Source organism: Eubacterium sp. OM08-24 (genome assembly GCF_003438075.1).
Classification (GTDB): domain Bacteria; phylum Bacillota; class Clostridia; order Oscillospirales; family Acutalibacteraceae; genus Ruminococcoides.
The window spans coordinates 17,557-41,838 of record NZ_QSTA01000005.1; the positions used below are offsets into that span (position 1 = coordinate 17,557).

27 protein-coding genes are annotated in these 24,282 nt (G+C 39.8%); 17 read left to right on the forward strand and 10 right to left on the reverse strand.

Annotation, left to right across the window (positions count from 1 at the left end; all coding sequences use genetic code 11):
* Window positions 1–354 precede the first annotated feature (354 nt).
* Window positions 355–1,722, forward strand: a complete 1,368-nt coding sequence (gene mgtE / locus DXC23_RS08600; protein ID WP_117705705.1) for a magnesium transporter — start codon at window positions 355–357, stop codon at window positions 1,720–1,722.
* Between the two features lie 47 nt (window positions 1,723–1,769).
* Here mgtE and DXC23_RS08605 read toward each other — a convergent pair whose 3' ends face one another.
* Window positions 1,770–2,105, reverse strand: a complete 336-nt coding sequence (locus DXC23_RS08605) for a helix-turn-helix transcriptional regulator (RefSeq protein WP_117705706.1) — start codon at window positions 2,103–2,105, stop codon at window positions 1,770–1,772.
* 113 nt (window positions 2,106–2,218) lie between these two features.
* Here DXC23_RS08605 and DXC23_RS08610 point away from each other — a divergent pair, with 113 nt between their 5' ends.
* A complete protein-coding gene (locus DXC23_RS08610) occupies window positions 2,219–4,420 on the forward strand; it encodes an RICIN domain-containing protein (RefSeq protein WP_117705707.1) in 2,202 nt (733 codons plus the stop codon).
* Between the two features lie 67 nt (window positions 4,421–4,487).
* Here the strand turns inward: DXC23_RS08610 and DXC23_RS08615 are convergent, their stop codons facing one another.
* The 3 genes from DXC23_RS08615 to DXC23_RS08625 form a co-directional block, all read right to left on the reverse strand.
* Window positions 4,488–5,201 (reverse strand): YoaK family protein, encoded by a 714-nt coding sequence (locus DXC23_RS08615; protein WP_117705708.1) that lies wholly within the window; start codon window positions 5,199–5,201, stop codon window positions 4,488–4,490.
* A gap of 91 nt (window positions 5,202–5,292) precedes the next feature.
* A complete protein-coding gene (locus DXC23_RS08620; protein ID WP_117705709.1) occupies window positions 5,293–5,901 on the reverse strand; it encodes an HD domain-containing protein in 609 nt (202 codons plus the stop codon).
* A gap of 7 nt (window positions 5,902–5,908) precedes the next feature.
* A complete protein-coding gene (locus DXC23_RS08625) occupies window positions 5,909–6,856 on the reverse strand; it encodes a D-2-hydroxyacid dehydrogenase (RefSeq protein WP_117705710.1) in 948 nt (315 codons plus the stop codon).
* 106 nt (window positions 6,857–6,962) lie between these two features.
* On the opposite strand from DXC23_RS08625, the gene DXC23_RS08630 reads away from it, so the two are divergent.
* From DXC23_RS08630 to DXC23_RS08645, 4 genes are all read left to right on the forward strand, one after another.
* Window positions 6,963–7,682 carry an HAD family hydrolase gene (locus DXC23_RS08630; protein WP_117705711.1) on the forward strand — a complete coding sequence of 240 codons (720 nt, stop codon included), beginning with the start codon at window positions 6,963–6,965 and terminating at the stop codon, window positions 7,680–7,682.
* A 127-nt stretch (window positions 7,683–7,809) separates the two neighbouring features.
* On the forward strand, window positions 7,810–8,112 hold the full coding sequence (locus DXC23_RS08635; RefSeq protein WP_117705712.1) for an anti-sigma factor antagonist: 303 nt from the start codon (window positions 7,810–7,812) through the stop codon (window positions 8,110–8,112).
* Window positions 8,109–8,561, forward strand: coding sequence for an anti-sigma F factor (gene spoIIAB, locus DXC23_RS08640; RefSeq protein ID WP_117705713.1), 453 nt, complete (start codon window positions 8,109–8,111; stop codon window positions 8,559–8,561). Before DXC23_RS08635 ends, spoIIAB begins: the two co-directional genes overlap by 4 nt.
* Before the next feature lie 5 nt (window positions 8,562–8,566).
* Window positions 8,567–9,250, forward strand: coding sequence for a sigma-70 family RNA polymerase sigma factor (locus DXC23_RS08645; RefSeq protein ID WP_242997463.1), 684 nt, complete (start codon window positions 8,567–8,569; stop codon window positions 9,248–9,250).
* Window positions 9,251–9,373: 123 nt separating this feature from the next.
* On the opposite strand, the gene DXC23_RS08650 is transcribed toward DXC23_RS08645, so the two are convergent.
* The 5 genes from DXC23_RS08650 to acpP form a co-directional block, all read right to left on the reverse strand.
* Window positions 9,374–10,054, reverse strand: a complete 681-nt coding sequence (locus DXC23_RS08650) for an SdpI family protein (RefSeq protein ID WP_117705714.1) — start codon at window positions 10,052–10,054, stop codon at window positions 9,374–9,376.
* Window position 10,055: 1 nt separating this feature from the next.
* Complete coding sequence (locus tag DXC23_RS08655) at window positions 10,056–10,322, reverse strand: autorepressor SdpR family transcription factor (RefSeq protein ID WP_117705715.1); 267 nt, start codon at window positions 10,320–10,322, stop codon at window positions 10,056–10,058.
* 150 nt (window positions 10,323–10,472) lie between these two features.
* Complete coding sequence (metA, locus tag DXC23_RS08660; RefSeq protein ID WP_117705716.1) at window positions 10,473–11,405, reverse strand: homoserine O-succinyltransferase; 933 nt, start codon at window positions 11,403–11,405, stop codon at window positions 10,473–10,475.
* Window positions 11,406–11,447: 42 nt separating this feature from the next.
* Window positions 11,448–12,887 (reverse strand): proline--tRNA ligase, encoded by a 1,440-nt coding sequence (gene proS, locus DXC23_RS08665; protein ID WP_117705717.1) that lies wholly within the window; start codon window positions 12,885–12,887, stop codon window positions 11,448–11,450.
* Between the two features lie 147 nt (window positions 12,888–13,034).
* Complete coding sequence (gene acpP / locus DXC23_RS08670; RefSeq protein ID WP_117705718.1) at window positions 13,035–13,262, reverse strand: acyl carrier protein; 228 nt, start codon at window positions 13,260–13,262, stop codon at window positions 13,035–13,037.
* A 202-nt stretch (window positions 13,263–13,464) separates the two neighbouring features.
* Between acpP and aroE the strand changes: the two genes are divergently transcribed.
* The 9 genes from aroE to DXC23_RS08715 all read left to right on the forward strand — a co-directional run bounded on the left by aroE (window position 13,465) and on the right by DXC23_RS08715 (window position 21,941).
* A complete protein-coding gene (gene aroE / locus DXC23_RS08675; RefSeq protein ID WP_117705719.1) occupies window positions 13,465–14,307 on the forward strand; it encodes a shikimate dehydrogenase in 843 nt (280 codons plus the stop codon).
* Between the two features lie 16 nt (window positions 14,308–14,323).
* Window positions 14,324–14,839 carry a shikimate kinase gene (locus DXC23_RS08680; protein WP_242997465.1) on the forward strand — a complete coding sequence of 172 codons (516 nt, stop codon included), beginning with the start codon at window positions 14,324–14,326 and terminating at the stop codon, window positions 14,837–14,839.
* A gap of 97 nt (window positions 14,840–14,936) precedes the next feature.
* Window positions 14,937–15,959, forward strand: a complete 1,023-nt coding sequence (aroF, locus tag DXC23_RS08685; protein WP_117705720.1) for a 3-deoxy-7-phosphoheptulonate synthase — start codon at window positions 14,937–14,939, stop codon at window positions 15,957–15,959.
* A gap of 33 nt (window positions 15,960–15,992) precedes the next feature.
* Window positions 15,993–16,823, forward strand: coding sequence for a prephenate dehydrogenase (locus tag DXC23_RS08690; protein WP_117705721.1), 831 nt, complete (start codon window positions 15,993–15,995; stop codon window positions 16,821–16,823).
* A gap of 14 nt (window positions 16,824–16,837) precedes the next feature.
* On the forward strand, window positions 16,838–17,887 hold the full coding sequence (gene aroB / locus DXC23_RS08695) for a 3-dehydroquinate synthase (RefSeq protein WP_117705722.1): 1,050 nt from the start codon (window positions 16,838–16,840) through the stop codon (window positions 17,885–17,887).
* 13 nt (window positions 17,888–17,900) lie between these two features.
* Window positions 17,901–19,172: a 3-phosphoshikimate 1-carboxyvinyltransferase gene (gene aroA / locus DXC23_RS08700; protein WP_117705723.1), complete on the forward strand. Its 1,272-nt coding sequence runs from the start codon at window positions 17,901–17,903 to the stop codon at window positions 19,170–19,172.
* Window positions 19,153–20,223 (forward strand): chorismate synthase, encoded by a 1,071-nt coding sequence (gene aroC, locus DXC23_RS08705; RefSeq protein WP_117705724.1) that lies wholly within the window; start codon window positions 19,153–19,155, stop codon window positions 20,221–20,223. The genes aroA and aroC overlap by 20 nt, the downstream gene beginning before the upstream one ends.
* A gap of 15 nt (window positions 20,224–20,238) precedes the next feature.
* The gene (locus DXC23_RS08710) at window positions 20,239–21,378 is read left to right on the forward strand and encodes a chorismate mutase (protein ID WP_117705725.1); all 1,140 of its coding nucleotides are present in this window, start codon (window positions 20,239–20,241) and stop codon (window positions 21,376–21,378) included.
* Window positions 21,379–21,599: 221 nt separating this feature from the next.
* The gene (locus DXC23_RS08715) at window positions 21,600–21,941 is read left to right on the forward strand and encodes a hypothetical protein (RefSeq protein WP_117705726.1); all 342 of its coding nucleotides are present in this window, start codon (window positions 21,600–21,602) and stop codon (window positions 21,939–21,941) included.
* Window positions 21,942–22,623: 682 nt separating this feature from the next.
* Here the strand turns inward: DXC23_RS08715 and DXC23_RS08720 are convergent.
* Window positions 22,624–22,860: an AbrB/MazE/SpoVT family DNA-binding domain-containing protein gene (locus DXC23_RS08720; protein WP_117705727.1), complete on the reverse strand. Its 237-nt coding sequence runs from the start codon at window positions 22,858–22,860 to the stop codon at window positions 22,624–22,626.
* Between the two features lie 223 nt (window positions 22,861–23,083).
* On the opposite strand from DXC23_RS08720, the gene DXC23_RS08725 reads away from it, so the two are divergent.
* Together DXC23_RS08725 and DXC23_RS08730 are read left to right on the forward strand one after the other, a co-directional pair.
* On the forward strand, window positions 23,084–23,665 hold the full coding sequence (locus DXC23_RS08725) for a nucleoside recognition domain-containing protein (protein WP_117705728.1): 582 nt from the start codon (window positions 23,084–23,086) through the stop codon (window positions 23,663–23,665).
* A gap of 4 nt (window positions 23,666–23,669) precedes the next feature.
* A complete protein-coding gene (locus tag DXC23_RS08730) occupies window positions 23,670–24,185 on the forward strand; it encodes a nucleoside recognition domain-containing protein (RefSeq protein WP_117705729.1) in 516 nt (171 codons plus the stop codon).
* Window positions 24,186–24,282 lie beyond the last annotated feature (97 nt).

Here is a 24,282-nt window from a genome sequence, read left to right on the forward strand (position 1 = left end):
AAGTCAACAACAATTCAAAATAACCGATAGCAAAATACTAACAAATATTTATCTTTTCAAGTGAAACACATATATTGTAATTCTACAAAAATGCTAATAATAATTCTTTTAAATTATTGACAACAAATACAAAATAAATTAAAATAAATATGTATGGAATTTTATGTTCCGCTAATATAATTTTTAGAAATTGGGGTGAAAAATTAATGGACGCAGACGGTAATAAAGGCGCAGTACCTGGGCGAAGTTGTAACAGACAAAATGACCGCAGCTGCGTTCGTTTTTTGTCGCTCATAAAATAAACTGAATATGGTGCTCGTCTTTACTCCCTAAAAGACTAAAGGAGGAAAGATGATGGAAACAGTTAAGGTTGGAATAACCGAAACCATAAGAGTGCTGCTTGAAGAAAAAAAGTTCAACACTCTGAGAGATATTCTTGTAACCCTCAAGCCATATGATATTGCTACTATTTTTGAAGAGCTCCAGGACGAAAAAACTCCGCTGCTTTTCAGAATACTGCCAAAGGAACTTGCAGCCGAAACATTTGTAGAAATGGATGACGAAACTCAAAAACTTCTTATTCACGGATTCAGCGATACAGAGCTTAAAGAAGTTGTTGACGAGCTTTTTATTGACGATGTGGTTGACCTTGTTGAGGAAATGCCCGCAAATGTTGTTAAGCGAATTTTAAAGCAGGCAGACAAGGATACAAGAAAAACTATTAACGAACTGCTTAAATACCCTGAGGACAGCGCAGGCTCGATTATGACAACGGAGTACATTGTGCTCCGTCCCGAAATGACAGCCGAGCAGTCGATTAAACGAATCAGACGAACAGGTGTAGACAAGGAAACCATTTACATTTGTTATGTTACAGATGATAACTCTAAACTGATTGGCATTACAAGTGTTAAGGACTTGCTTTTATCTGACGATGATGTTATTGTGTCAGAAATTATGGAGGAAAATGTAATTTGCGTAAATACCCTTGATGACCAGGAAAAGGTTGCGCAGATGTTCTCTAACTACAACTTCCTTGCGCTCCCTGTTGTAGATACCGAAAGCAGACTTGTCGGCATTGTAACCATTGATGACGCTATTGATGTATTGCAGGAAGAGGCAACCGAGGATATTGAAAAAATGGCTGCCGTAATGCCTTCCGACAAACCGTATATGAAAACAAGCGTTTTCGGAATTTACAAAAAGCGTATTCCATGGCTGCTTGTGCTTATGCTTTCAGCCACATTCACAAGTGCCATTATCTCAAGTTTTGAATCGGCGCTTGCAAGCGTAATTGTACTTTCGTCATTCATACCAATGATTACAGGTACAGGCGGTAACGCAGGTTCGCAGGCATCGGTATCTGTTATTCGTGCATTGTCACTTGGCGAAATCAAGTTTAACAACGCATTTAAAGTATTGTGGAAAGAATTTAGGGTATCTATTCTTTGTGGTGCCACACTTGCCGCTGCAAACTTTATAAAGCTGATGATATTTGATTTAAACGGAAAAGAAAATGCCTTTTTCATAGGACTTGTAGTGTCGCTTACACTCATCGGTACTATTATAATGGCAAAACTCATAGGTTCATTTTTGCCTATGGTTGCGCACAAAATCGGTGCTGACCCTGCCGTAATGGCATCTCCGCTCATCACCACAATTTGTGATGCACTTTCGCTTTTAATCTACTTTGGAATTGCAACCGCAGTTCTGCATATTTAAAGATTTATAAAAACAGGTCATATCTGCTGTATTTGCAGATATGACCTTTAGTTTTGGTTAGAGTTTAGTAATCCTATAATTATTCCGATTGCTATATTCTGTTGCTTTTGCGACAGCTCCCTATAACCGCTCAGCAAGTCGCACTCGTCCTCGGTTAAGGACATTTGCACCGTTTTGTCTATTGGCTGTCTGACATTTGTATAGCCGATTATATAATCAACCGAGGTATTAAAAATATCTGCCATTTGCATAAGAGTTGCAATGCTCGGCTCGCTTTTTCCGTTTTCGTAAGCGCTAATCATTTTTTGAGAAACATTAAGCTTTAGCGAAAGAGAAATCTGGCTCAATCCCTTTTCTTTTCTCAGCATAGCAATCCTATTCATAAATCTTCCCCTTAAATTATACTTTTTAAGTATAATATTATTACATAATTGTTGACAAATTATACCTTTATGTTATAATAATACTTGTAAAAAGTATATAAGGAGGAACTTTTATGACTAAACACATTAAAAATCTATGTTTAATTTTTTTATCGCTACTTATTGTAGCAAGCAGTACATTTTTTTCATTAAATGTTTATGCTGCACAAATAGCAGATGAACCAGTAAGCACACAAAGTAGATCTTGGAATTTTACAGGCTATTCTTTGTCAGGAACAGCAAGTGTTGATATGGCAAATATAGCACAAGCACAAAATAATAAAACTCAAGGTCAGTTAGGTTATACAGAGGCTTGGTGTGCAAATTTTGTAAGTGATTGTGCAAAAATTGCCGGGCAAGAAAAGGCAATTCCATTTAATGGATTAGTTTCGAGTTTATATTCAGCTGTTTTAAATGCCGGAGGTTACACTGTATCGTATGCAGAACAAGGCGACTTAGTCTTTTATAAAAATCCAAATACCGGTGGACTAATGCATGTTGGAATAATGCTAAATAATACTACTGCAATAAGCGGAAATTATTGGCTGTATAACTACTCTCAAGTTTGCACTCATAAATACACATCATATTACGATGAATATGGAACAAAATGTCAAGCTATTTTTGTAAGACCTAATTATCAATCAAACACTCCTGCCGTCAACGGAACTTGGTTAACAGTAAACGGTTCAACTTTTATTGCCGGATCAACTGTAACATTTAATCTTGGAGCAAACAATGCAAACGGTTATACAATTGGTATTGACAAAGACGGCACACGAATAATTACTCAAGGTGTTGGTACAAATCCGAGTTTTGTTTTAAATGAGCCGGGCAATTACAGCGCATATGTTACAGCCGGAAATTCTGTAAGCTATCAAGATTCTGCAAGAGTTTATTTTAGAGTATTCAGACCTGAAAATTTAGGCACAGATTTTTACGCACTTATTTTAAATAAAAATGCTTGGAAACCAATCGGCTCAACAGATGACAATAATGTAACACTTCAATCCGAACAGGGAATATCCAATCAATTATGGAAATTTGAAAGACAAAGCGATTCAACCTATGAAATAAAAAACACAAAAACAGGTTATAATCTTGATGTGTACTGTTGCCTTTCTGCTAACGGAACAAACATACAAGTATGCGGTGATAATAACAGTACTGCTCAACATTGGTATATTTCATCTGAAAACGGCGGATATGTTTTTATTCCAAAATGTACAATAAACAGTGTTATGGATTTAACCGGCGGAAGCACTACGGACGGTAGTAATATTCAGTTATACGAATACAATGGAACAGCCGCACAAATTTTTGCAATTTACGGGCAAGATGATGTTCAACTAAAAAGTGCAGTTCTTTCGGTAATACCGGGAAACAGTAAAACTAATACCACTTTTAATTGGACTAAAACATATGGTGAAAGTTATTATTCTTTAAAAATATGGAACGGCAAAGAACTTGTCGGAGAACCATATTATATTGATTCAAATATACCTCAAAATACATTAGCCAAAGAAATACAATTACAACCGGGTTATTATGAGGCATATGTTGATGCTGTAAATTATTTTAATTGTAAAAAATCTAACACTGTATCTTTCACCGTTAAACCAACAGTTAAAACCTATATTGATAAAACAAAAACTTCCATTACTCTCGAATGGGAACAAGTATTAAATGCAAAATTATACAAAGTAAATATATATAACAAAGATACTGACGAATTGGTATTATCAAAAGAAAATATAGAAACTGCCGACTGTTCATTTGCTTTGCCAAACGGTTCATATTACATTGTAGTATCATCGGACAACGGCATATTATCCGATAAATTAGATATGAGCGTCAATATGAATTATGCAAAAGCAACAGTAGGAGATATTAATTATGACGGTTACATCACCATGGAAGATGTCGAACTATTAATGTACAATATTACTAGAGGTAATAAAATGAATAAACAAATTGCTGATGTAAATAATGACGGTAAAATTAATACATTAGACGCTCATTATCTTCTTGCATGCATAGGAGGAAAGATTGATGATTCAAATATCGGAAGAGAAATATTGCTAAATACTCTTTTAGGCGATGTAAATTCAGACAGTGTAATCAATGTTAATGATGTAACGGAATTACAAATGTATATTTCTCAATCTAAAGATTTTTCCGATGAGCAAAAAATGCTTGCCGACTACAATCAGGACGGTGTAATTGATATAAACGATGCAACCGACATTCAGCGACTTATTGCAAATATGAACTAACCCAAAGCAAAAGCCTTGCAGATTTTGAACTGCAAGGCTTTTTGTATTCTTTATAAATTATTATTTATCAAATATTAACTTGTTCCTCGGCGAGCGGCTCTAAGGCTTCCGACTTTTTGCCGAATGAAAATACTTTTACCTCTTTATACCACATACAGCAAACCGTTGATACGGTGAGCGGCAAAAATCCCCACCATATGCTTTCTCTTGCCCAGAAAATCTCGGTTACGCTGGCAAGTGCAACTCCGATGTGGAAAAACAGCAAGGTCATTCCGAAAAACTGCGCCTTGTGTTTCATTTTTATGTCGCCGTCTATGAGATAAGATGTAAGCGAGGTTACGGTTTGCCTTATATTATTGGTTGAAAAAATTGTTGAACTGCCATAGCCTGCGTCACCTGCATAGGCGTTCCATTGAATAGGAGCGGCAAAAAACAGCGGCAACATTGCAAGGTACGAATTTTCTACAAAATTAAGCACGCTTACAAGTATAAAAGCAGCCGAGGTTAAGCAAAGGCTTATTATTCTTGTGTCGAGCTTTACAAACTTATGGAGCAACACATAGGTCACATTGCCGCAGGCATACACAAAAGCGGCAAGCAGCATATAAACAAGCAGAGAATGTTCGGGCTCAAATAAGTTATGCACAATGTGTATCATATTTGAGGTTTGCGATGATGCCAGCAAATCACAATGATTTATGATTGCATACGCTCCCATAAAGCCGCCGATTGAGCTTACGCAAAAATGCAGCCATGCTTCTTTTTTAATGCTTTTCTCCACGAATATCGCCCTTTTATAAATTTATCGGTCATAATTATACCACAATTACCGCCAAAATTCAATTATAAAAGCGCTGATAAGAAAGGGGTTTTCAGCTGTCTTTTTGTGTATCGTCAATTAATCTGCCTTTGTCAACATTTGGCTTTATAAAATTATCAAAAGAATACTCCGCAAGTATTTGCGAGCCTTTTGGGGTATTCTTTTGCCTGCCGAGCACCTGACTTAATTTTATTTTTCGCTCCGCCCACATTTTGCCGTCTGTTGCGTCATTGAGCATTACAGGCTGAACATTGTCCATTGTGTGGGCAAATTTTGCCTCGGGTGTTTCGGCATTTTCAAATTCTATCCAAAGTCCTTTCAGCTTTTCGTACTGGTCATCGGGCAAAAGTCCGAAAATTCTTTCAGCCGCTTTCAACTCCCTTTCGTGCTGAGTTTTCTTGCCCTCTTCGTCATAGCAGTAGGTGTCGCCTGCGTCAATTTCTACAATATCATGCAGTAAAAGCATTGTTACGGTTTTTAAAACATCTATTTTCTCGTTTGAATACTCGCTCAAAAGCACTGTCATAAGCGCCATATGCCAAGCGTGTTCCGCATCATTTTCCTTGCGCTCTCCGCCTGTAAGCAAGGTTTGCCTTTGTATAAACTTTTCCTTGTCGATCTCTTTTATAAAGTCAAATTGCTTTTTCAGTCTTTCGTCCATAGTTACCTCAGCTCACAACATTCTGCGGTTTGCCGTTTATAAATGAGCGCATATTGTCGGCAACAATGCCCATCAGTCTTTCTCTGGTTTCAACAGGCGCCCACGCAATGTGCGGAGTTATAATGCAGTTTTTCGCCTGCATTAATATACAGTCCTCCTCCATTGGCTCAACAACTAAGGTATCAACTGCCGCACCGCCGATTTCATCATTCTGCAAGGCGTTGTAAAGGTCATTTTCCACCATTACACCGCCCCTTGCGGTATTTACAAACAAGGCATTACTTTTCATTTTTCTAAACTGTTCTTTGCCAAACATTTTATCGGAGTCACTGTTAAGCGGACAGTGAACAGTTACAATGTCACTTTTCTCAAGCAATTCATCAAAGCTCACAAACTCCACTCCGTCAGCCTGCTTTTTAGAGCGATTGTACGCAATCACATTCATTTCAAAAGCCTGCGCAATTTTTGCAACGGCGCTTCCGATACTGCCAAAGCCTACTATTCCAATCGTTTTGCCTGCAAGCTCATTGAGCGGATACACAAACGGCGAAAAAGTTTTGCTCCTTTTCCACTTTCCGTCAGCAACAAATTTTGCATACTCTCTCACCTTGCTGTAATGCTCCAAAATAAGCGCAAAAGTATGCTGAGCAACGGCATTTGTGGAATATGAGCCTGCGTTGCAAACCGTAATTCCGTTTTTTCTGCAATACTCAATATCAATATTGTTATAGCCTGTGGCAAAAAGTCCTATATATTTTAAATTCTTTGCAAGTCTTAGTGAACCCTCGTCAAGTCGGGTTTTATTGCAGATAACCATATCTGCGTCTGCGATTTTTTCCGCAACTTCGTCATATTTTAACAGTCCGTACTGCACAACCTCGCCGAACTGGAAAAGTCTGTCGGCAGGTACAAGATCATCGACAACGGTCTGTGCGTCGGTCAAAACAATTTTCATACTATTACCTCCAATTAAGCCTATAAATCTAATTTTATTATACACAATTTTTTTAATCTTGCAATCGTTTGTCAAAAAATGTATAATTATAGTGTTTGGAGGAATTATGATGTATAAAAATATTTTATTTGATGTTGACGGCACACTTTTGCCGATGGATGTTCACGAATTTGTTAAATATTATTTCGGCTCGCTCTGCGAAAAAATGATACCCGTACTTAAAATTGAGCCAAAGGCTCTTACCGATTCTATAATGGCAGGACTTGGCGCAATGTCAAAAAATGATGGTTCTGCGCTTAACAGAGATGTGTTTTGGAAAGCCGCCGCAAAAGTCAGCGGCGTTGACCTTATTAAATACGAAGATATGTTTACCGATTATTATAATAATGAATTTGTCGCCGCAAAGACCGCAACCTTCGTTAATCCTTATGCAAAAAAATGTGTTGATTTTGCAAAAGAAAACGGATACAAAGTAATTGCCGCAACAAATCCGATTTTTCCTAAGTCGGCTACATATAAAAGACTTGAATGGGCAGGACTTAATCCCGATGATTTTGAGTATATTACCGTTTATGACAACTCGTCAAGCTGTAAACCCAATCTTCTGTATTTTAAAGATTTATGCGAAAAATGCTGCATTTCTCCAAAAGAAAGCCTTATGGTGGGCAATGATGTTGATGAGGATTTATGCTCAGCCGAGCTTGGCTTTGACACATTCCTTATTACAGACTGCGTTATTAACCGCAACAACAAAGATTATTCGGCTTACAAAAACGGAAGTTTTGAAGATTTTTTTAATTACCTTACTTCACTTGCTAAGAAATAATTTTTTCTGCAACACAATAAAACAAAATTTTTACTCCATAGCTATTATTATATAGTTATGGAGTTTTTATTTGCCTTTAATCGGGCAAAAATAGCGAGCTGAATTTTCAGCAAAAAGGATGTTTAAAATGCTCAAAACAAAATTTGAAAACAATGTGCTGACTGCGTTCATTGAGGGCGAGCTTGACCATGACTCAGCCGCAAGAATACGCACAAAGCTTGACGGAATCTGCGAATCTATCAAGCCAAAGCTGCTTTGCCTTGATTTTTCGGGAGTATCATTTATGGACAGCTCCGGAATCGGATTGGTGCTCGGCAGATACCGCCAAATGAAATTACTCGGAGGCGCTGTGCGTGTAGTCAATATACCTGAAAATATGTATAGGCTCTTTGCACTTTCGGGACTTGAAGGATTGGGGGTGCTGAGATGAATTTAATTAACGAAATGAGCCTTAGCTTTCCGTCAAAGAGCAGTAACGAGGCTTTTGCCCGAAGTGCGGTATCAGCCTTTATTATCGGTCTTGATCCAACCGTTGCCGAGCTTTCAGACATAAAAACCGCCGTTTCAGAGGCTGTTACAAACTGCATTGTGCATGGCTACCGCCGAGAAAGCGGAACAGTTTACATAAGCGGAAAAATTTACGAAAACAACAAGGTTGTCATAAAAATTCGTGACAAGGGCTGTGGCATTGCGGATATTGAAAAGGCAATGGAACCGCTCTTTACCACCGCTCCCGAAGAAGACAGAGCAGGTCTTGGCTTTGCGGTTATGCAGAGTTTTTGCGACAAGGTAAAGGTAAAATCCGCAGTCGGCAAAGGCACTACTGTTACGCTTGAAAAGGTAATTTCATCGGACAGATTTCTTGCACGAGGTCGGTAAGCGGTATGTCGGAAAGCAGTGATAATATTATCGGGAACAAAAACGAAATTGCACAAAAGCATATGGGACTTGTTCACTCCTGCTGTAAGCATTTTGCAGGCAAAGGAGTGGAATATGAGGAACTTTTTTCGGCAGGCTGTCTTGGACTTGCAAAGGCTGTTGAGCGGTTTGACGAAAGCCGAGGACTTAAATTTTCTACCTATGCCGTACCTGTTATTTTAGGAGAAATAAAGCATATATTTCGTGACGGCGGCTCTGTACGGGTTAGTCGCACCCTTAAAGAGCTAATGCTAAAAATTTGCAAACTTAACAACGAGTACGAAAAAGAAAACGGCAGAGAAATGAGTATAACCGAGCTTTCCAAAGCACTTAATGTAAGCGAAGATAAAATTTGCGAGGCGCTTGCGGCAGGCTGTTCCCCACTCTCCCTTAATGCCGACTATGACGATGACGGAAATTCCCGAATAGACATACCTGTAAGCGACAAACAAGAGGAGATTACCGAAAGGCTGAGCCTAAAAAATGCAATAGCCGAGCTTGATGAGCGTGACAGGCAGATTATACATCTGCGCTATTTTCAAAATAAAACCCAGTCACAAACCGCTGACCGACTTGCAATGACGCAGGTGCAGGTCAGCCGCAGAGAACGCAAAATTCTCGCAATTATTCGAGAAAAAATGAGTGTTTAACTCTGCAAACTGTCTTGTAAATTGTAATAAAAATCCCGACAGGAACTAAAGCTTGACGCTCTCCCCTGTCGGGATTTTATTCAGGAATTTTCCTCTTATCCGAGTTAAAATTTTATCAGAAAATTATTCAACATTTACTTTTGACTTCTTTTCCTTTGAATAAATAATCTCTCCGTAGATTGCAGGTATTATTGCGCTTGCAAGAATAATTATAAGCGAAATGAAGAACAGAACATTTGAAATACCTGTCGCAAACAGTGAAATCACACCTAAAAATACCACTGTAATTCCGCCGATAACTCCAAGGTATGCCGCAAAGCGGTGAACCTTTTTCCATACTGTTTTACTGCGCAGCGTTGCACGGGTTTTAAAGCCTAAGGTGGAATTCTGCTTGATTTTCGGCATCAAGTTATTTATAAAAGCAAACATACAGCCCATTGTAATACTGATAAGCGGGAAAAACAGATTGCCCATATTTGACGCATTTTGCAACACCATTACCTGCATTACCCAGAAAATGACAAGTAAAAACACAAATATTGCACCGATACATCTCTCGGCATATTTTTTGTAGGATTTATAGCTTTCGTCATTTTCTTTTATTGCTGCATAAATTGCAAATGCAATCGAAAATACTACAAGAATACACGGAACAAGCAAAAGCGCCCATTTTGAAGCGTAAGCGTCTGCATTTCCGTTCACTCCAAAATGCGATGGCAGAACCTCGTTTGGATTAACAGCGATAAAAGCAGCTGTTACTGCGGTGTTGATTAACGATAAAATTAATAAAATAAACTTTTTCATACTATTTTTCCTCTCTTCCTGTCAGATCTGAAAGCGTTCTGAGCATATCCTCAATTACGCTTGTTCTCAGCGAATAAATAACATTCTGACCGATTTTTTCCGAGTCCACAAGGTCTGCCTGTTTCAAAATACTAAGGTGATTGCTTATAGACGGCTTTGTCATATTAAATTCAGCGGCAATCTCCCCTGCGTTAAGGCTTTTATTTTTAAGCAATTCAAGAATTTTCCGCCTTGTGGGATCAGCCAGTGCTTTCCACACATCTCCCATAAAATCACTCCTGTTGATTTATTAGTTATTTAGTTAATTGTCTAATTAACTAATTGAATTATATGCTAAAGCGTTACGGTTGTCAATATGTTTTTATAAAAAATTTCCAAAAAAAGAGCAGTCCAAAATGAACTGCTCATGGTTTTTAGTTTAATGCGGATATTTTTCAAGCAAGTCCTGTAAATCGTACGGAGTTGCCTGATATACATAATAGTTAAGCCAATTTGTGAAAAGCAATGTTGCGTTACTTCTCCACACCATTGGCGGTGTGAGTGACGCATCGTCATTCGGAAAATAGTTGTACGGAACTTTCGGATTGATTCCCTTGTTTTCATCACGATAATACTCACTTGCAAGGGTATCCCTGTCATACTCGGCGTGTCCCATTACAAACACCTGTCTGCCCGACTTATTTGTAACTATTGCCACGCCTGCAAGCTCTGACACTGCAAGGATTTCGAGTGCGCTGTTTCTGCGTATATCGTCCTCCCTCACGCCCGTATACCTTGAATGAGGAATACAGAAAGTATCGTCAAAGCCACGCATAAGCGGATGATGCGGATCTAATATTGTGTGATTGTAAATACCGCTAAGCTTTTCCTTTAGCTTATGCTTTTGAATACCGTAGTGATAGTAAAGTCCTGCCTGTGCTCCCCAGCAAATATGGAGTGTAGAATAAACATTATGCTTTGACCATTCCATAATCTTGCAAAGCTCGTCCCAATAGTCAACATCTTCAAACTCAAGCTGTTCAACAGGTGCGCCTGTAATTATCATACCGTCAAAGGTTTCGTTTTTTATTTGGTCAAAGGTTTTGTAAAAGGTAGTAAGGTGATGAGGTGAGGTATTTTTTGAAGTGTGTGATGCCATCTGCAAAAGCTCAATATCAACTTGTAGCGGACTGTTGCCCAAAAGCCTTAAAAGCTGGGTTTCTGTGGTAATTTTTGTTGGCATCAGATTTAAAATAATGATTTTCAGCGGACGAATGTCCTGCTTTATCGCTATTTCATTTGGCATAACAAAAATATTCTCAGACTCAAGCACCTTTATTGCAGGCAAATTGCTCTGAACCTTAATAGGCATAGCCTCAGCACCTCCTTATACATTTCAAATAAATTATTTTAATTAATACTGCTTGCCCCAATAAACCTGATGTTTAGCAGGCTTGCCGCAGCATACGCAAACATCGCTGATGTGCTCCTCAACAAAAGGAATACAACGGCTCTTAACGCCGCCTGTTGCGTCCTTGAGCTTTTCCTCACAAGCGCTGTCGCCGCACCACATAGCCTTAATAAAGCCGGGGTGATTCTTGGCAATGTCAAGAAATTCATCATAGTTTGTGGCTGTAAATGTTTTTTCTTCTGTATTCTTGCGTGCTCTTTCGTACATATCGTTGTGAATTGTATCAAGAAGCTCAGCAATATAATCGGAAAGTCCCTCAAGCGGTACAAAATACTTCTCACGGGTATCTCTTCTTACAACTACGCACTGACCCTTTTCTATATCCTTAGGGCCAATCTCAACTCTTACAGGCACACCTTTCATCTCATACTCAGCAAACTTCCAGCCCGGAGCGTGGTCGCTGTCGTCAAGTTTAGTTCTGAAACGCTTTGTAAGCTCTGCCTTAAGTTCGTAAGCCTTATCAAGTACACCTTCCTTATGCTGTGCAACAGGAATAATTACAACCTGTACAGGTGAAATTCTCGGTGGGAGCACAAGACCGTCATCATCGCTGTGTACCATAATGATAGCGCCGATCATTCTTGTTGACACACCCCATGATGTCTGGTGCGGATAATGCTGCTTATTGTCTTTACCTGTAAATGTAATGCCAAAGCTCTTTGCAAAGCCGTCGCCAAAGTAGTGTGATGTACCGCCCTGAAGAGCAACGCCGTTGTGCATCATCGGCTCGATTGTATAGGTTTCTTCTGCACCGGCAAACTTTTCTTTCTCTGTCTTTCTGCCGATTACAGCCGGAATAGCAAGAGTTTCTTTATAGAATGACTCGTAAACATGGAGCATACGGAGAGTTTCCTCCTTTGCCTCTTCTGCCGTTTCGTGCATTGTGTGACCTTCCTGCCAAAGGAATTCGGAAGTTCTGAGGAAAGGACGGGTTGTTTTCTCCCATCTTACAACACTGCACCACTGATTGTAGAGTTTTGGAAGATCTCTGTATGTGTTAATAATCTTCTGATAATGCTCGCAAAAAAGTGTTTCTGATGTAGGACGAACGCAAAGGCGCTCGTTGAGCTTTTCACTGCCGCCTACTGTTACCCATGCACATTCGGGAGCAAAGCCCTCAACATGGTCTTTTTCCTTCTGCAAAAGGCTTTCTGGAATAAACATAGGCATATATACATTTTCGTGACCTGTTTCTTTAAATCTCTTGTCGAGGTCAGCCTGAATATTCTCCCAAATAGCATAACCATATGGGCGGATAACCATACATCCCTTAACGCCTGAATAATCAACAAGTTCTGCTTTTTTTACAATATCGGTATACCATTTTGCAAAGTCTTCATCTCTGCTTGTAATAGCCTCAACCATTTTTTTGTTGTTTGCCATTTCAATTCCTCCATATAAAGAAATATTCGTGTATCATAACATTTCTATTATACTATAATTTAATTATTTTGCAAGTACCGACATTATTTTTATTGCAAAAAGTAAAAGAGGTCAGACAACCGCCTGACCTCAGATTTTTTAATTCAATTATGAATTTGCCTCAATGTAAGAAACAAGTGAGCCAACAGTCTTGATGTTCTCGATTTCATCATCAGGAACTTCTACGCCGAACTCGTCTTCGATTGACATAAGTAAATCTACTACATCAAGTGAATCAGCGCCGAGATCTTCCTGTAAATCTGTATCAGCTGTTACCTTATCTTCTTCAACATCGAACTGCTCAGCAAGAATTGCCTTAACTTTTTCCAATACCATTGGAATTCCTCCCATAATAAAAAAATATTTAATGTATCCATTGTAATTATGGACAAAAGTACATATTTTATGCTACAATGGAATAAGCAATCGAGTAATCGGTTTGCTTCTTAGATTATATTATTGTTTATTTATTCTTTTGTCAATAGAATTTTAAAATTTTTCTATTTTTACCAAAAATTTTTTTAGGGGGTATATTTTTATGAGTACTAAAAAATATGCAGTAATAGGTCATCCTATCGGACATACTATGTCACCTTTTATACATACAAAATTGTTTGAGCTTGCAGGAATCGACGCCGTTTATACAAAACTTGATGTTGCTCCCGAAAGCCTCGGATATGAATATGACCACATTTTATCTAAATTGAGCGGCTATAACATTACAATTCCTCACAAGCAGAATATTATTCAGTATCTTGATGAAATTGATGAAAAAGCAAATATGTACGGCAGTGTAAATACCGTTGACAACAAAAACTATACCTCAAAGGGCTACACAACAGATCCTGACGGATTTTTAAAGGCGCTTGACGCCGCAAAAATAACACTTGGCGGCAGAGTTGTAATTCTTGGCTGTGGCGGTGTTGCACGCACAATGGCTTATGAGGTTGTACTTAAAAATATTCCGGTTCTTTTTGCTACAAGACCCGAAGATGTTGAGATTGCCGAAAATCTTTGCAACGAAATCAAAAACACGGTTATCGGCTCTCAGCCGTCACACTGCCTTATCAGCGAGCTTAGCGGCGACATTGATGTGCTTATCAACGCAACACCTATCGGAATGTTTCCAAAGGTAGAAAATCAGCCTGTAAGCGATGAGGTAATCGCAAAATGCAAAAATGTTTTTGATGCAGTTTACAATCCTCTTGAAACCGTACTTATTCAGAAAGCAAAGGCTAACGGCTCAAACGCTGTCGGCGGTATGTCAATGCTTGTATGGCAGGCTGTTGTTTCTCACGAAATATGGGACGGCTCTGTTTATGACCCTGCCGAAATCGAAAAAATCTGCATTGCCGCTTCCAACGAATTAAAGAACAGATAATTTTGGAGGATTTTAAGTGAATAATATAGTTTTATGCGGCTTTATGGGTTGCGGCAAAACAACTGTCGGCAGAAACCTTGCCCGCAAAGCAGGTAGAAAATTTATAGATATGGATTTATACATTGAGGAAAAGGCGGGAATGAAAATTTCCGAAATCTTTGAAAAATTCGGTGAAAGCCGTTTCAGAGATATGGAGCACGAGGCATGCCTTGAGCTTGCCGATACCGAGGGCCTTGTAATCGCATCGGGCGGCGGCGCATTTACTTTTCAGCGCAACATAGACGCTTTCAGAGGAAAAGACAAAATCGTTCTTCTTGATGTTCCGCTTGACATTATAAAGCAAAGGCTTAAAAACGACACAACAAGACCGCTTTTACAGCGCCCCGACAAAGAGGAGGCAATGCGTGAGCTTTACGAAAAGCGACTTCCTGTTTATCTTTCTGCCGCCGACATTACAGTAAGCGGCAAAAGCACACCGCTAAAAACAGCCTACGCAATACTCAATGCCATTGATTCGGCAAAAAGCAAATAAAAGCATTTTAAGCATACAACGGGCTTGACTGTAACGCTTTAAAGTGGTAAAATATGAATTAAATTATATAAATGCGAATGAAAGGGTAGTTAAAAAAATGATTATTGTATTAAAATCATCAGCCTCACCCGAGCAGATTATGAATTTTACAAATATGCTCAAAGAGGAATACAATGTAAAAGTAAATAAATGGGAGGGTGTGCAGTCAACAGTTCTCGGACTTATCGGCGACACTACTAAAATCGATATGGACTACATTGACGCTCAGGACATTGTAGAAAATGTTAAGAGAGTTCAGGAACCATACAAAAAGGCTAACAGAAAATTTCACCCGGACGATACAAAAATCAAAATCAATGATGATATAACAATCGGCGGCGGCAGTCTGCATATTATGGCAGGCCCTTGCTCGGTTGAAAGCGAAACTCAAATTGTTGACATTGCAAAAAGCGTAAAGGCATCAGGCGCTACATTCTTAAGAGGCGGTGCATTCAAGCCGAGAACCTCTCCCTACGCTTTCCAAGGCTTAAAGGCTGAGGGTCTTGACCTTTTAAAGATTGCAAGAAAAGAAACAGGTCTTCCTATTGTTACCGAAATTATGAGAGCATCTCACATTGATATGTTTGAGAATGTAGACATTATTCAGGTTGGCGCAAGAAATATGCAGAACTTTGAGCTTTTAAAGGAGCTCGGCAAAATTGATAAGCCTATTCTTTTAAAGAGAGGTCTTTCCGCTACTATTGAGGAATGGCTTATGAGCGCCGAATACATTATGGCAGGCGGCAACGATAAGGTTATTCTCTGTGAAAGAGGTATAAGAACCTACGAAACCTTTACAAGAAACACACTTGATATTTCCGCAATTCCTGTTGTAAAGGCTCTTTCACATCTTCCTGTAATCGTTGATCCAAGTCACGCAGCAGGCAAGTCATGGCTTGTTGAGCCGCTTGCAATGGCGGCAGTTGCCGCAGGCGCAGACGGTCTTATCATTGAGGTTCATAATGACCCGCCGCACGCTCTTTCGGACGGTGCGCAGTCACTCACACCTGAGCAGTTCGACAAGGTTGCAAATAAAGTATTTGCACTCAAGAACTCAATTAACGAAATCAACAGCAAGTAATTTTACTATTTAATATATTCGGAGGCACTGAAAATGAACATTGCCGTAGTCGGCCTTGGCATTATAGGCGGCAGCTTTTGCAAGGCTATTAAAAAATATACCGACAACTTTGTAATCGGTATCAACAGAACACAAAAAACAGCAGAAAAGGCACTTGAGGTGGGAGCAATCGACAAAATCGGCTCTCCCGAAAGCCTTACAGAATGTGATATTATAATCCTTGCGCTTTATCCGCAGGCAGCCGTAGACTTTATAGAAAAATATGGCAGCTACATAAGAAAAGGCGCTATTGTAACCGACAGTTCGGGAATCAAGCGAGCAATTTGCCCAAGTCTTTCTGCTCTTTCAAAAAAATACGGCTTTGTATTCATCGGCAGTCACCCAATGGCAGGCAAGGAAACCAACGGATTTGATGTTTCCGAGGCTGACTTATACAAAAACGCAAGCTACATAATCACTCCATGCGGAGCACCTGACGATAAAGTAGAAATTCTCGCAAATCTTGCAAGAAAAATCGGCTTTGGCACAGTTAAAATTACCACTCCCGAAGAACACGACAGAATGATTGCATTCACCTCACAGCTCCCCCATGTGTTGGCTTGTTCTTATGTAATGAGTCCGTGCTGTCCAAATCATAAGGGATTTTCAGCCGGCAGTTATCGTGATGTGTCACGAGTTGCAAATATCAATTCACAACTTTGGAGCGAGCTTTTCCTTGAAAATCGTGAGCCGCTTATTACCGAGCTTGACATACTCATTGACAATATTACAAAAATTAAAGACGCAATCAAAGCAGAAGACAGAGAAACTCTTGCAGAATTATTGGAGCAGGGACACAAGGTAAAAACTGCTCTCGGCGAATAGAATTGAGGTAAAGTATGAGAACAGTCAGAGTAGATACGGGCAAGCCGTATGATATTTGCATTGAAAGAGGAATACTTGACAAATGCGGCGAATACGCAAAGGCTCTTTCAAAGGCAGAAAAGGTTACTATAATTTCAGACAGCAATGTTGCTCCGCTTTATATGGACAGAGTGAAAAATTCTCTTGAAAAAGAGGGATTTAAAGTTGCAACACATATTTTTAAAGCTGGCGAAGAGCAAAAGCACCTCGGCTCTATTGCAGAAATGTATAACACTCTTGCAGAATTTTCTATGACAAGAAAAGATATTGTTGTTGCTCTCGGCGGCGGTGTTGTAGGCGATATGGCAGGCTTTGCCGCTGCAAGCTACTTGCGTGGAATTGATTTTATTCAAATTCCTACCTCTCTCCTCTCTCAGGTAGATTCATCTGTCGGAGGAAAAACAGGCGTTGATTTGCCGCAGGGCAAAAACCTTGTAGGCGCTTTTCATCAGCCTATTGCCGTATTGATTGACCCCGACACGCTCAAAACCCTTACCGATGATTATATTTGCGACGGTATGGGTGAAGTTATAAAATACGGCTGCATTAAAGATGAAAAACTCTTTGAAAATCTTGAAAATCAAAATGCACTTGAGCATATTGAAGATATTATCGAAATCTGCGTTTCAATAAAGCGTGATGTAGTAAACCGTGACGAAAAAGAGGCAGGCGAAAGAAAGCTCTTAAACTTCGGTCACACTCTCGGACACGCTATTGAAAAAATCTATAACTTTAAAGGCATAAGTCATGGAATGGCAGTTGCCATAGGTATGGTGCTTATTACAAAAGCAGGTGAAAAACACGGAATTACCGAAAAAGGCACAGCCGACAAAATTTGTGCGCTTTGCAAAAAATACGGTCTGCCGACTACAGATAAATCTACCTTTGAGCAGATGGCACAGGCTGCAAAAGGCGATAAAAAGACAGCAGGCAGCTCAATTGACCTTGTACTTTTAACAAAAATAGGCGACAGCTTTACAAAGAAAGTTGAACTTGCCAATCTCTGCGACTTTATCACAACCTGATTGGAGGATACATATGTCTGATGTAAAATTCAGCCCGTTTGTTCCAAACGGAACTGTAAATGTACCGCCGTCAAAAAGTGATGTTCACAGGGCGATAATCTGCGCAGCCATGGCAAACGGAGTAAGCAGGATTTCTCCCGTTGCTTTGTCAAACGATATAAAAGCCACCATCGGCTGTATAAAGGCGCTCGGCGCAGAGGCGGTGCTCGAAAACAATGTTCTCACTGTTGACGGAACTAATATGTATAAAAACAAAACCGCTCTTCTCGATTGTGGAGAAAGCGGAAGTACACTAAGATTTTTCATTCCTATTGCCGCTGTCGGCAATGTAAATGCAACTTTTGTAGGCAAAGGCAAACTTCCGCAGCGCCCTATCGGAATTTTTACCGAGGCATTGCCAAAAGCAGGCACAACCTGCAAAACAGAGGGCGGACTTCCGCTTGAGATAAACGGTCAGCTTAAAAGCGGAATTTTTGAAATTCCCGGCAATGTAAGTTCACAGTTCATCACAGGACTTTTGCTTGCTCTGCCAATTCTTGAGGGCGACAGTGAAATTGTACTCACTTCCCCACTCGAAAGCGTTGGCTACATTGCTATGACAATTCGCACAATGAAACAGTTTGGTGTGAATATCGACACCACAGAAAACGGCTGGCATATTGAAGGCGGTCAAACCTACAAGTCTTGCAATTACACAACAGACGGCGACTGGTCGCAGGCGGCTTTCTTTATGGTGCTTGGTGCAATCGGCGGCAAGGTAACTGTAAAAGGAGTTGCAAAGGACTCAACTCAGGGCGACAAAAAATGTGCCGAAATACTCGCTGAATTTGGCGCAAAGGTTACTCAGAGGGATAATGAAGTTACAGTGGAAAAAGGCGATTTAAAGGCAATTACCATTGACGCATCTCAAATTCCCGACCTTGTACCTGTACTGTCGGTATGCGCCGCATTTGCAGAGGGCACGACAAAGATTATCAATGCCGAAAGATTAAGAATAAAAGAATGTGACCGACTGAAAGCCACCGCCGAATTGCTGAATAATCTCGGCGGCAAAGCAAAGGAACTTTCGGACGGACTTGAAATCACAGGGGTTTCTTCTCTTAAAGGAGGAAATGTAAACGGCTACAACGATCACAGAATCGTTATGTCTGCCGCTGTTTGCGCCGCAAGAAGTGATGAAGATATAACCGCCACTTTTGCAATGAGCATTAACAAAAGCTACCCCGATTTTTATATAGACTACAACAGCATAGGAGGAAAGGCAAATGTCCTCGACCTACGGTGAAAAAATAAAAATATCTGTCTTTGGCGAGAGCCATGGCAATGGCATAGGAGTTGTAATTGACGGACTTCCTGCCGGCGTAAAAATTGATATGGACAAAGTGCTTGTTCAGATGTCAAGACGAGCTCCCGGCAAAGACAAAACTGCAACCCCACGCAAAGAAAGCGACCTGCCAAAGGTACTTTCCGGTATGCTTGGAGATACTCTTACAGGCGCACCATTATGTGCGGTAATTGAAAATACAAATACAAAAAGCGGCGACTACGGCAATCTTTTAAACTGTCCTCGTCCGGGTCACAGCGACTACACAGCATACATAAAATACAACGCAAGCAACGATATTAGAGGCGGCGGCCATTTTTCGGGCAGACTTACAGCGCCGATAGTTTTTGCAGGCGCAATCTGCCGTCAGATTCTTGAAGAAAAAGGCATTAAAATTGCCGCTCACATTGCAAGTATCGGAAATGTAAGCGATGATAGCTTTAATCCTGTTGCTATTGATGATGAGCTTATAAACAAGCTCAACAACAGCACCTTTGCGCTCATTGACGAGTCGGTTGAAGAAAAAATGCGTGCAGAAGTTGAATCCGCAAGGCTTGCACAGGACAGCATAGGCGGTACTATTGAGTGCGCCGTAAGCGGTATTGAGGCAGGCATTGGCGAGCCGATGTTTGACGGTGTTGAGGGTGTAATCGCAAAGGCTGTTTTCGGTGTGCCTGCAATAAAGGGCATTGAATTTGGCAAAGGCTTTGAGCTTTCAAAAATGCGTGGTTCTCAGTCTAACGATCCTTTTGAATACAAAGACGGCAAGGTTGTAACAAAAACCAACAACTGCGGCGGTATTCTCGGCGGTATCACAAACGGTATGCCTGTTATATTCAGAGCAGGAGTAAAGCCTACTCCGTCTATTTCTAAAGAACAGGACACAGTCGATTTGCAGAAAAAAGAAAATGCAAAACTTGTTATAAACGGCAGACACGACCCGTGTATTGTGCCGAGAGCCGTACCTGTTATTGAGGCTGTTACAGCCGTTGCAATTATAAATCTTTTATAATAAGGATGAATAAAAATGAGAAATCTTTCAGAAATCAGAACTGAAATTGACAGTATAGACGAACAGATTATTGAGCTTTTCAAAAAGAGAATGGATTGTGCCAAGGAAGTTGGCAACTACAAAAAAGCCAACAACATCCCTGTTCTTAATCAAGCAAGAGAGAATGAAATTCTTGACACTATCGAAGAGCGTGGCGGCGAGTACGGTTCATATGCAAGACTGCTTTACTCAAATATTATGGAGCTTTCGAGAGCTTTACAGCACAATATTGTAGGCAGTGGTGCAGAAATAAAGCAGATTATCAGCAATGTTGAAACCGAAATTCCAAAGACAAATGTCAAAGTTGGTTATCAGGGAATTAAAGGAGCTAACGGTCACGAGGCAACAATAAGACTTTTCCCCGATGCTCAGGCTCAGTGCTACAAGTCATTCGGCGATGTTTTTGACGCCGTAGACAGGGACGAAATCACCTTTGGCGTACTGCCTGTTGAAAATTCAAACGCAGGCTCGGTTTCAGCTGTATATGACTTAATTTTAAAGCACCGTTTTTACATTGTCGGAGCGCTTGATTTGCCTATTGATTACTGCCTTGGCGGTTTAAAGCAAGCTGAATTTTCAGATATTGAAAAGGTATGGTCGCATCCGCAGTCACTTTCACAGTGCGCCGACTACATTGCAAGAAATAATTTTGATTCTACACCATGTTCAAACACAGCTATTGCCGCTCGTGATGTAGCAAAAGAAAAGCGCCTTAATGTTGCCGCTATATGTTCTTACAAAGCGGCAGAGGAATACGGTTTAAAAGTGCTTGACAATCATTTGCAGGATAGCGATAAAAACACAACAAGATTTATTGTTATTTCCAAAAAGCTGTTCATCACACCCGATTCAAACAAAATCAGCCTTTGTTTTTCTCTCCCCCATGTTACAGGTTCGCTTTACGGCTTGCTTTGCAGATTCAATTCGCTCGGTCTTAACCTCACAAAAATTGAATCTCGCCCACGCCCAAGCAGTGACGAGGGATTTGAATATCTGTTTTACCTTGATTTTTCTGGCAATGTCAGCAGTAAAGAGGTTACCGACCTTATAGCTCAGCTCAGCGCCGAAATGCCTGAATTCAGCTTTTTGGGCAACTATTGCGAATATTCAAAATAATTTAAAATTGCAATATTTTCCAAAATGTATATTAATAGACACTTTGTTTATATATGTGCAAAATATTCAAATTTTTTTGGTATTTTTACAAATTAAGTGTTGCATTGCATAATTTTTATGATATAATATGCTTATTAAAGTGATATTTCATTTTAATAAGCATTTTTTATTTTGAATAATTATCAAACAAAATAAAATTATATTTTTAAGAGGTGTTTAATATGGATGATAATAAAAAATTAATTTGCGCCGCTGCAGGTGCACTCGGAGCACTTGTTGCAGTATCAGCAACTGTATTTGCAGTAAAACAGCACAAGAAAAAACAGAACGCAATGCTCCTTGAAGAACTTGACTTATGCCTTGATAATGACGATGTAGCAGAGCTTGCTAACGAGGCTGAAGAAACAAGGGCAGCTGCCGACGAAAAGCCAAAAGCAGAAGAACCTGCCGAGTCTGAACCTGTCGCAGAGAAAAAAGCTGAAGAAAAGGTTGAAGAAAAATCAGAAGAGCCAGCAGAAACCCCTGCTGCAGAAAAAGCAGACGAAACCGAAACAGAAGAATAATTGTAATAATTATTAGTGCCTTGCAATGCAGGGCACTTTTTATTTGCAAAAGTAATTTTTATCAAAAATTGGGGTGAATTATTGTTTGGCACACAAAGTTTAGTTATAAAAACTGAAAATGTAGGTCAACCCTTTTTAAAGGGTGCGGGTTTGGGCAGAGCCAATAAAAAGTTTCCTTTATAACAAATTCGTTGGCGCAAACAGCTTTGCTGTTTGCGTGCTAAAACTAAGTTTGAAAAAACAGGCGACAGCCTTTAAAAAAGAATAATCAAAATAATGTGCCGTCATTGTGTAGCAATGACGGCACAAATTATAAGAATATCTTTTTTGTTGCTATCGCATCGGCTTTCGCTGTTATGTTCAAGCCGCCAAACGGCAAGCCGTTTAGCTATCAAAATTTGCGATAGCATAAAGATTTGTGGGCATTGCCCACAGCCTTTAAAAAGGTTGACCAAACTTTTAATTTCGGGCAGAAAGTTTAGCCTTTGCTTTACTTTGTTGCCCGACCGATAATTTACTAAACCATTATTTATTAATGTTACCCCAACATTTTGAATATAACCCAAAAAAGTTAATCATTAATTCATAAATCAATATTATTTACTATATAATTTATAAAGCAAAAAATCACACCGACAGCCAAAGTATGCTGTCGGTGTGCCCTACCCTTTTTTAATAATAATTAATTATTAAGTTTGTTGATACAATTTGAGCATATAAATTTGCCCTTAAGACATTTCAGATTTTCGGATGAATTGCAGAAAATGCACTTTTCTTCCGCTTTTTTAATTGTAATGCAATCATTATCTGCCTCAATATGCAATACATCGCCTGCTTTGATATTAAGGTGGTTGCGAATATCCTTTGATATTACAATTCTGCCTGCTCCGTCAATTTCTCTGAAATTAGTAAATATCATTACATCTTCTCCCTTTCTGAACAGTTTTCTGTTCGTATTTTTAAATTGTAAACCTTAACCGAAGTGACAGGTTGACAATTTTTATTGCTGTATCATTATACCATTTTACGGTTAATATGTCAATAATTACCAAATAATATTTATAAATACATTTTTGTAACGATTTTTGTCATATTTGCTTTATTTTTGATACTATATTTAGATTTTTAAGGTCGGTGAAATAATGCTTGGTTATGTATGGGCAGGATTAATAATCATCAGCGTGCTGTCGGCACTGTTTCTCGGCAAAACAGAGTCGCTCTCTTCCGCTTTAATTGAAAGCGGTTCGTCATCAATAGAACTGCTGTTGACAATGGCAGGAATTTTGTGCTTATGGTCCGGCATAATGAAAATTGCCGAGGAAAGCGGATTTACCGCCCTCATTTCAAAACTTTTCGCACCTCTGCTGCGACCCTTATTCCCTAAACTTGATAGAAACAGCGAGGCATTTAAAAGCATAACAATGAACATAAGCGCAAACCTCTTAGGGCTTGGCAATGCCGCCACACCATTTGGACTGAAAGCAATGGGAGAACTTAACAGACTAAACAACTGCTCTGACACTGCAAGCAATGAAATGGTAATTTTTGTGGTACTCAACACTGCCTCTTTGCAGCTGTTGCCTACCACGCTTGCAACCCTGCGCCAAAGCTACGGCAGCAATGCGCCATTTGAGGTTATAACCGCAATCTGGATAAGCTCGGCTACCGCACTGACGGTGGCGCTTACTGTTGCCTGTACCTTAAATCTGAAAAAAGCGAGGTAAAGCTATGGCTGTTATAATGCCGCTTTTTGCAGCAATCGTTGTGGTTTATGGACTTATAAAACGAGTGCCTGTTTTCGACTTATTTATAAAGGGTGTTAAGGAGGGCATAAAAGTATTATACACGATTGCACCGACAATTATAGGCTTGGTTTTTGCGGTTGATTTGCTGAGGTCAAGCGGAGCAATTGATGTTATATGCAATTTTATTTCACCGCTTGCCGACATTCTCGGATTTCCAAAGGAAATTGTGCCAATGGTTCTGCTGCGCCCCGTATCGGGCAGTGGCTCAACAGCATTGCTTACGGCTTTGTATGAGGACTGCGGTCCGGACAGTTTTGCAGGACGGGTGGCATCGGTACTTGCAGGCTCGTCTGAAACCACATTTTATGCTGTGGCAATGTATTTTGGCAGTATTAAGGTAAAAAAAATCCGCCATACCCTTGTTGCCGCTCTGCTTGCGGATTTCACCGCCGCAGTGATGAGCGTGCTGACCGTAAGACTAATTTTCGGGCAAAGCTAAAGGAGCTGTAAAAAAACAGCCCCTATGTAAATGAAGTATATTTTCTTTTATTGCTCTCGCAAATACTTACGCCTATTTGTTTGGCTATCGTCAGATT

Excerpts from the sequence above, each read along its gene's own strand:
- aroA (WP_117705723.1), top strand. The coding sequence starts at position 17,901 with ATGTCTGATGTAAAATTCAGCCCGTTTGTTCCAAACGGAACTGTAAAT.
- DXC23_RS08635 (WP_117705712.1), top strand. The coding sequence starts at position 7,810 with ATGCTCAAAACAAAATTTGAAAACAATGTGCTGACTGCGTTCATTGAG.
- DXC23_RS08610 (WP_117705707.1), top strand. The coding sequence starts at position 2,219 with ATGACTAAACACATTAAAAATCTATGTTTAATTTTTTTATCGCTACTT.
- DXC23_RS08730 (WP_117705729.1), top strand. The coding sequence starts at position 23,670 with ATGGCTGTTATAATGCCGCTTTTTGCAGCAATCGTTGTGGTTTATGGA.
- DXC23_RS08630 (WP_117705711.1), top strand. The coding sequence starts at position 6,963 with ATGATGTATAAAAATATTTTATTTGATGTTGACGGCACACTTTTGCCG.
- DXC23_RS08645 (WP_242997463.1), top strand. The coding sequence starts at position 8,567 with ATGTCGGAAAGCAGTGATAATATTATCGGGAACAAAAACGAAATTGCA.
- aroF (WP_117705720.1), top strand. The coding sequence starts at position 14,937 with ATGATTATTGTATTAAAATCATCAGCCTCACCCGAGCAGATTATGAAT.
- acpP (WP_117705718.1), bottom strand. The coding sequence starts at position 13,262 with ATGGTATTGGAAAAAGTTAAGGCAATTCTTGCTGAGCAGTTCGATGTT.
- DXC23_RS08720 (WP_117705727.1), bottom strand. The coding sequence starts at position 22,860 with ATGATATTTACTAATTTCAGAGAAATTGACGGAGCAGGCAGAATTGTA.
- DXC23_RS08655 (WP_117705715.1), bottom strand. The coding sequence starts at position 10,322 with ATGGGAGATGTGTGGAAAGCACTGGCTGATCCCACAAGGCGGAAAATT.
- DXC23_RS08650 (WP_117705714.1), bottom strand. The coding sequence starts at position 10,054 with ATGAAAAAGTTTATTTTATTAATTTTATCGTTAATCAACACCGCAGTA.
- DXC23_RS08690 (WP_117705721.1), top strand. The coding sequence starts at position 15,993 with ATGAACATTGCCGTAGTCGGCCTTGGCATTATAGGCGGCAGCTTTTGC.
- proS (WP_117705717.1), bottom strand. The coding sequence starts at position 12,887 with ATGGCAAACAACAAAAAAATGGTTGAGGCTATTACAAGCAGAGATGAA.
- DXC23_RS08620 (WP_117705709.1), bottom strand. The coding sequence starts at position 5,901 with ATGGACGAAAGACTGAAAAAGCAATTTGACTTTATAAAAGAGATCGAC.
- DXC23_RS08715 (WP_117705726.1), top strand. The coding sequence starts at position 21,600 with ATGGATGATAATAAAAAATTAATTTGCGCCGCTGCAGGTGCACTCGGA.
- DXC23_RS08605 (WP_117705706.1), bottom strand. The coding sequence starts at position 2,105 with ATGAATAGGATTGCTATGCTGAGAAAAGAAAAGGGATTGAGCCAGATT.
- metA (WP_117705716.1), bottom strand. The coding sequence starts at position 11,405 with ATGCCTATTAAGGTTCAGAGCAATTTGCCTGCAATAAAGGTGCTTGAG.
- DXC23_RS08710 (WP_117705725.1), top strand. The coding sequence starts at position 20,239 with ATGAGAAATCTTTCAGAAATCAGAACTGAAATTGACAGTATAGACGAA.
- spoIIAB (WP_117705713.1), top strand. The coding sequence starts at position 8,109 with ATGAATTTAATTAACGAAATGAGCCTTAGCTTTCCGTCAAAGAGCAGT.
- aroB (WP_117705722.1), top strand. The coding sequence starts at position 16,838 with ATGAGAACAGTCAGAGTAGATACGGGCAAGCCGTATGATATTTGCATT.
- DXC23_RS08725 (WP_117705728.1), top strand. The coding sequence starts at position 23,084 with ATGCTTGGTTATGTATGGGCAGGATTAATAATCATCAGCGTGCTGTCG.
- DXC23_RS08625 (WP_117705710.1), bottom strand. The coding sequence starts at position 6,856 with ATGAAAATTGTTTTGACCGACGCACAGACCGTTGTCGATGATCTTGTA.
- mgtE (WP_117705705.1), top strand. The coding sequence starts at position 355 with ATGGAAACAGTTAAGGTTGGAATAACCGAAACCATAAGAGTGCTGCTT.
- aroE (WP_117705719.1), top strand. The coding sequence starts at position 13,465 with ATGAGTACTAAAAAATATGCAGTAATAGGTCATCCTATCGGACATACT.
- aroC (WP_117705724.1), top strand. The coding sequence starts at position 19,153 with ATGTCCTCGACCTACGGTGAAAAAATAAAAATATCTGTCTTTGGCGAG.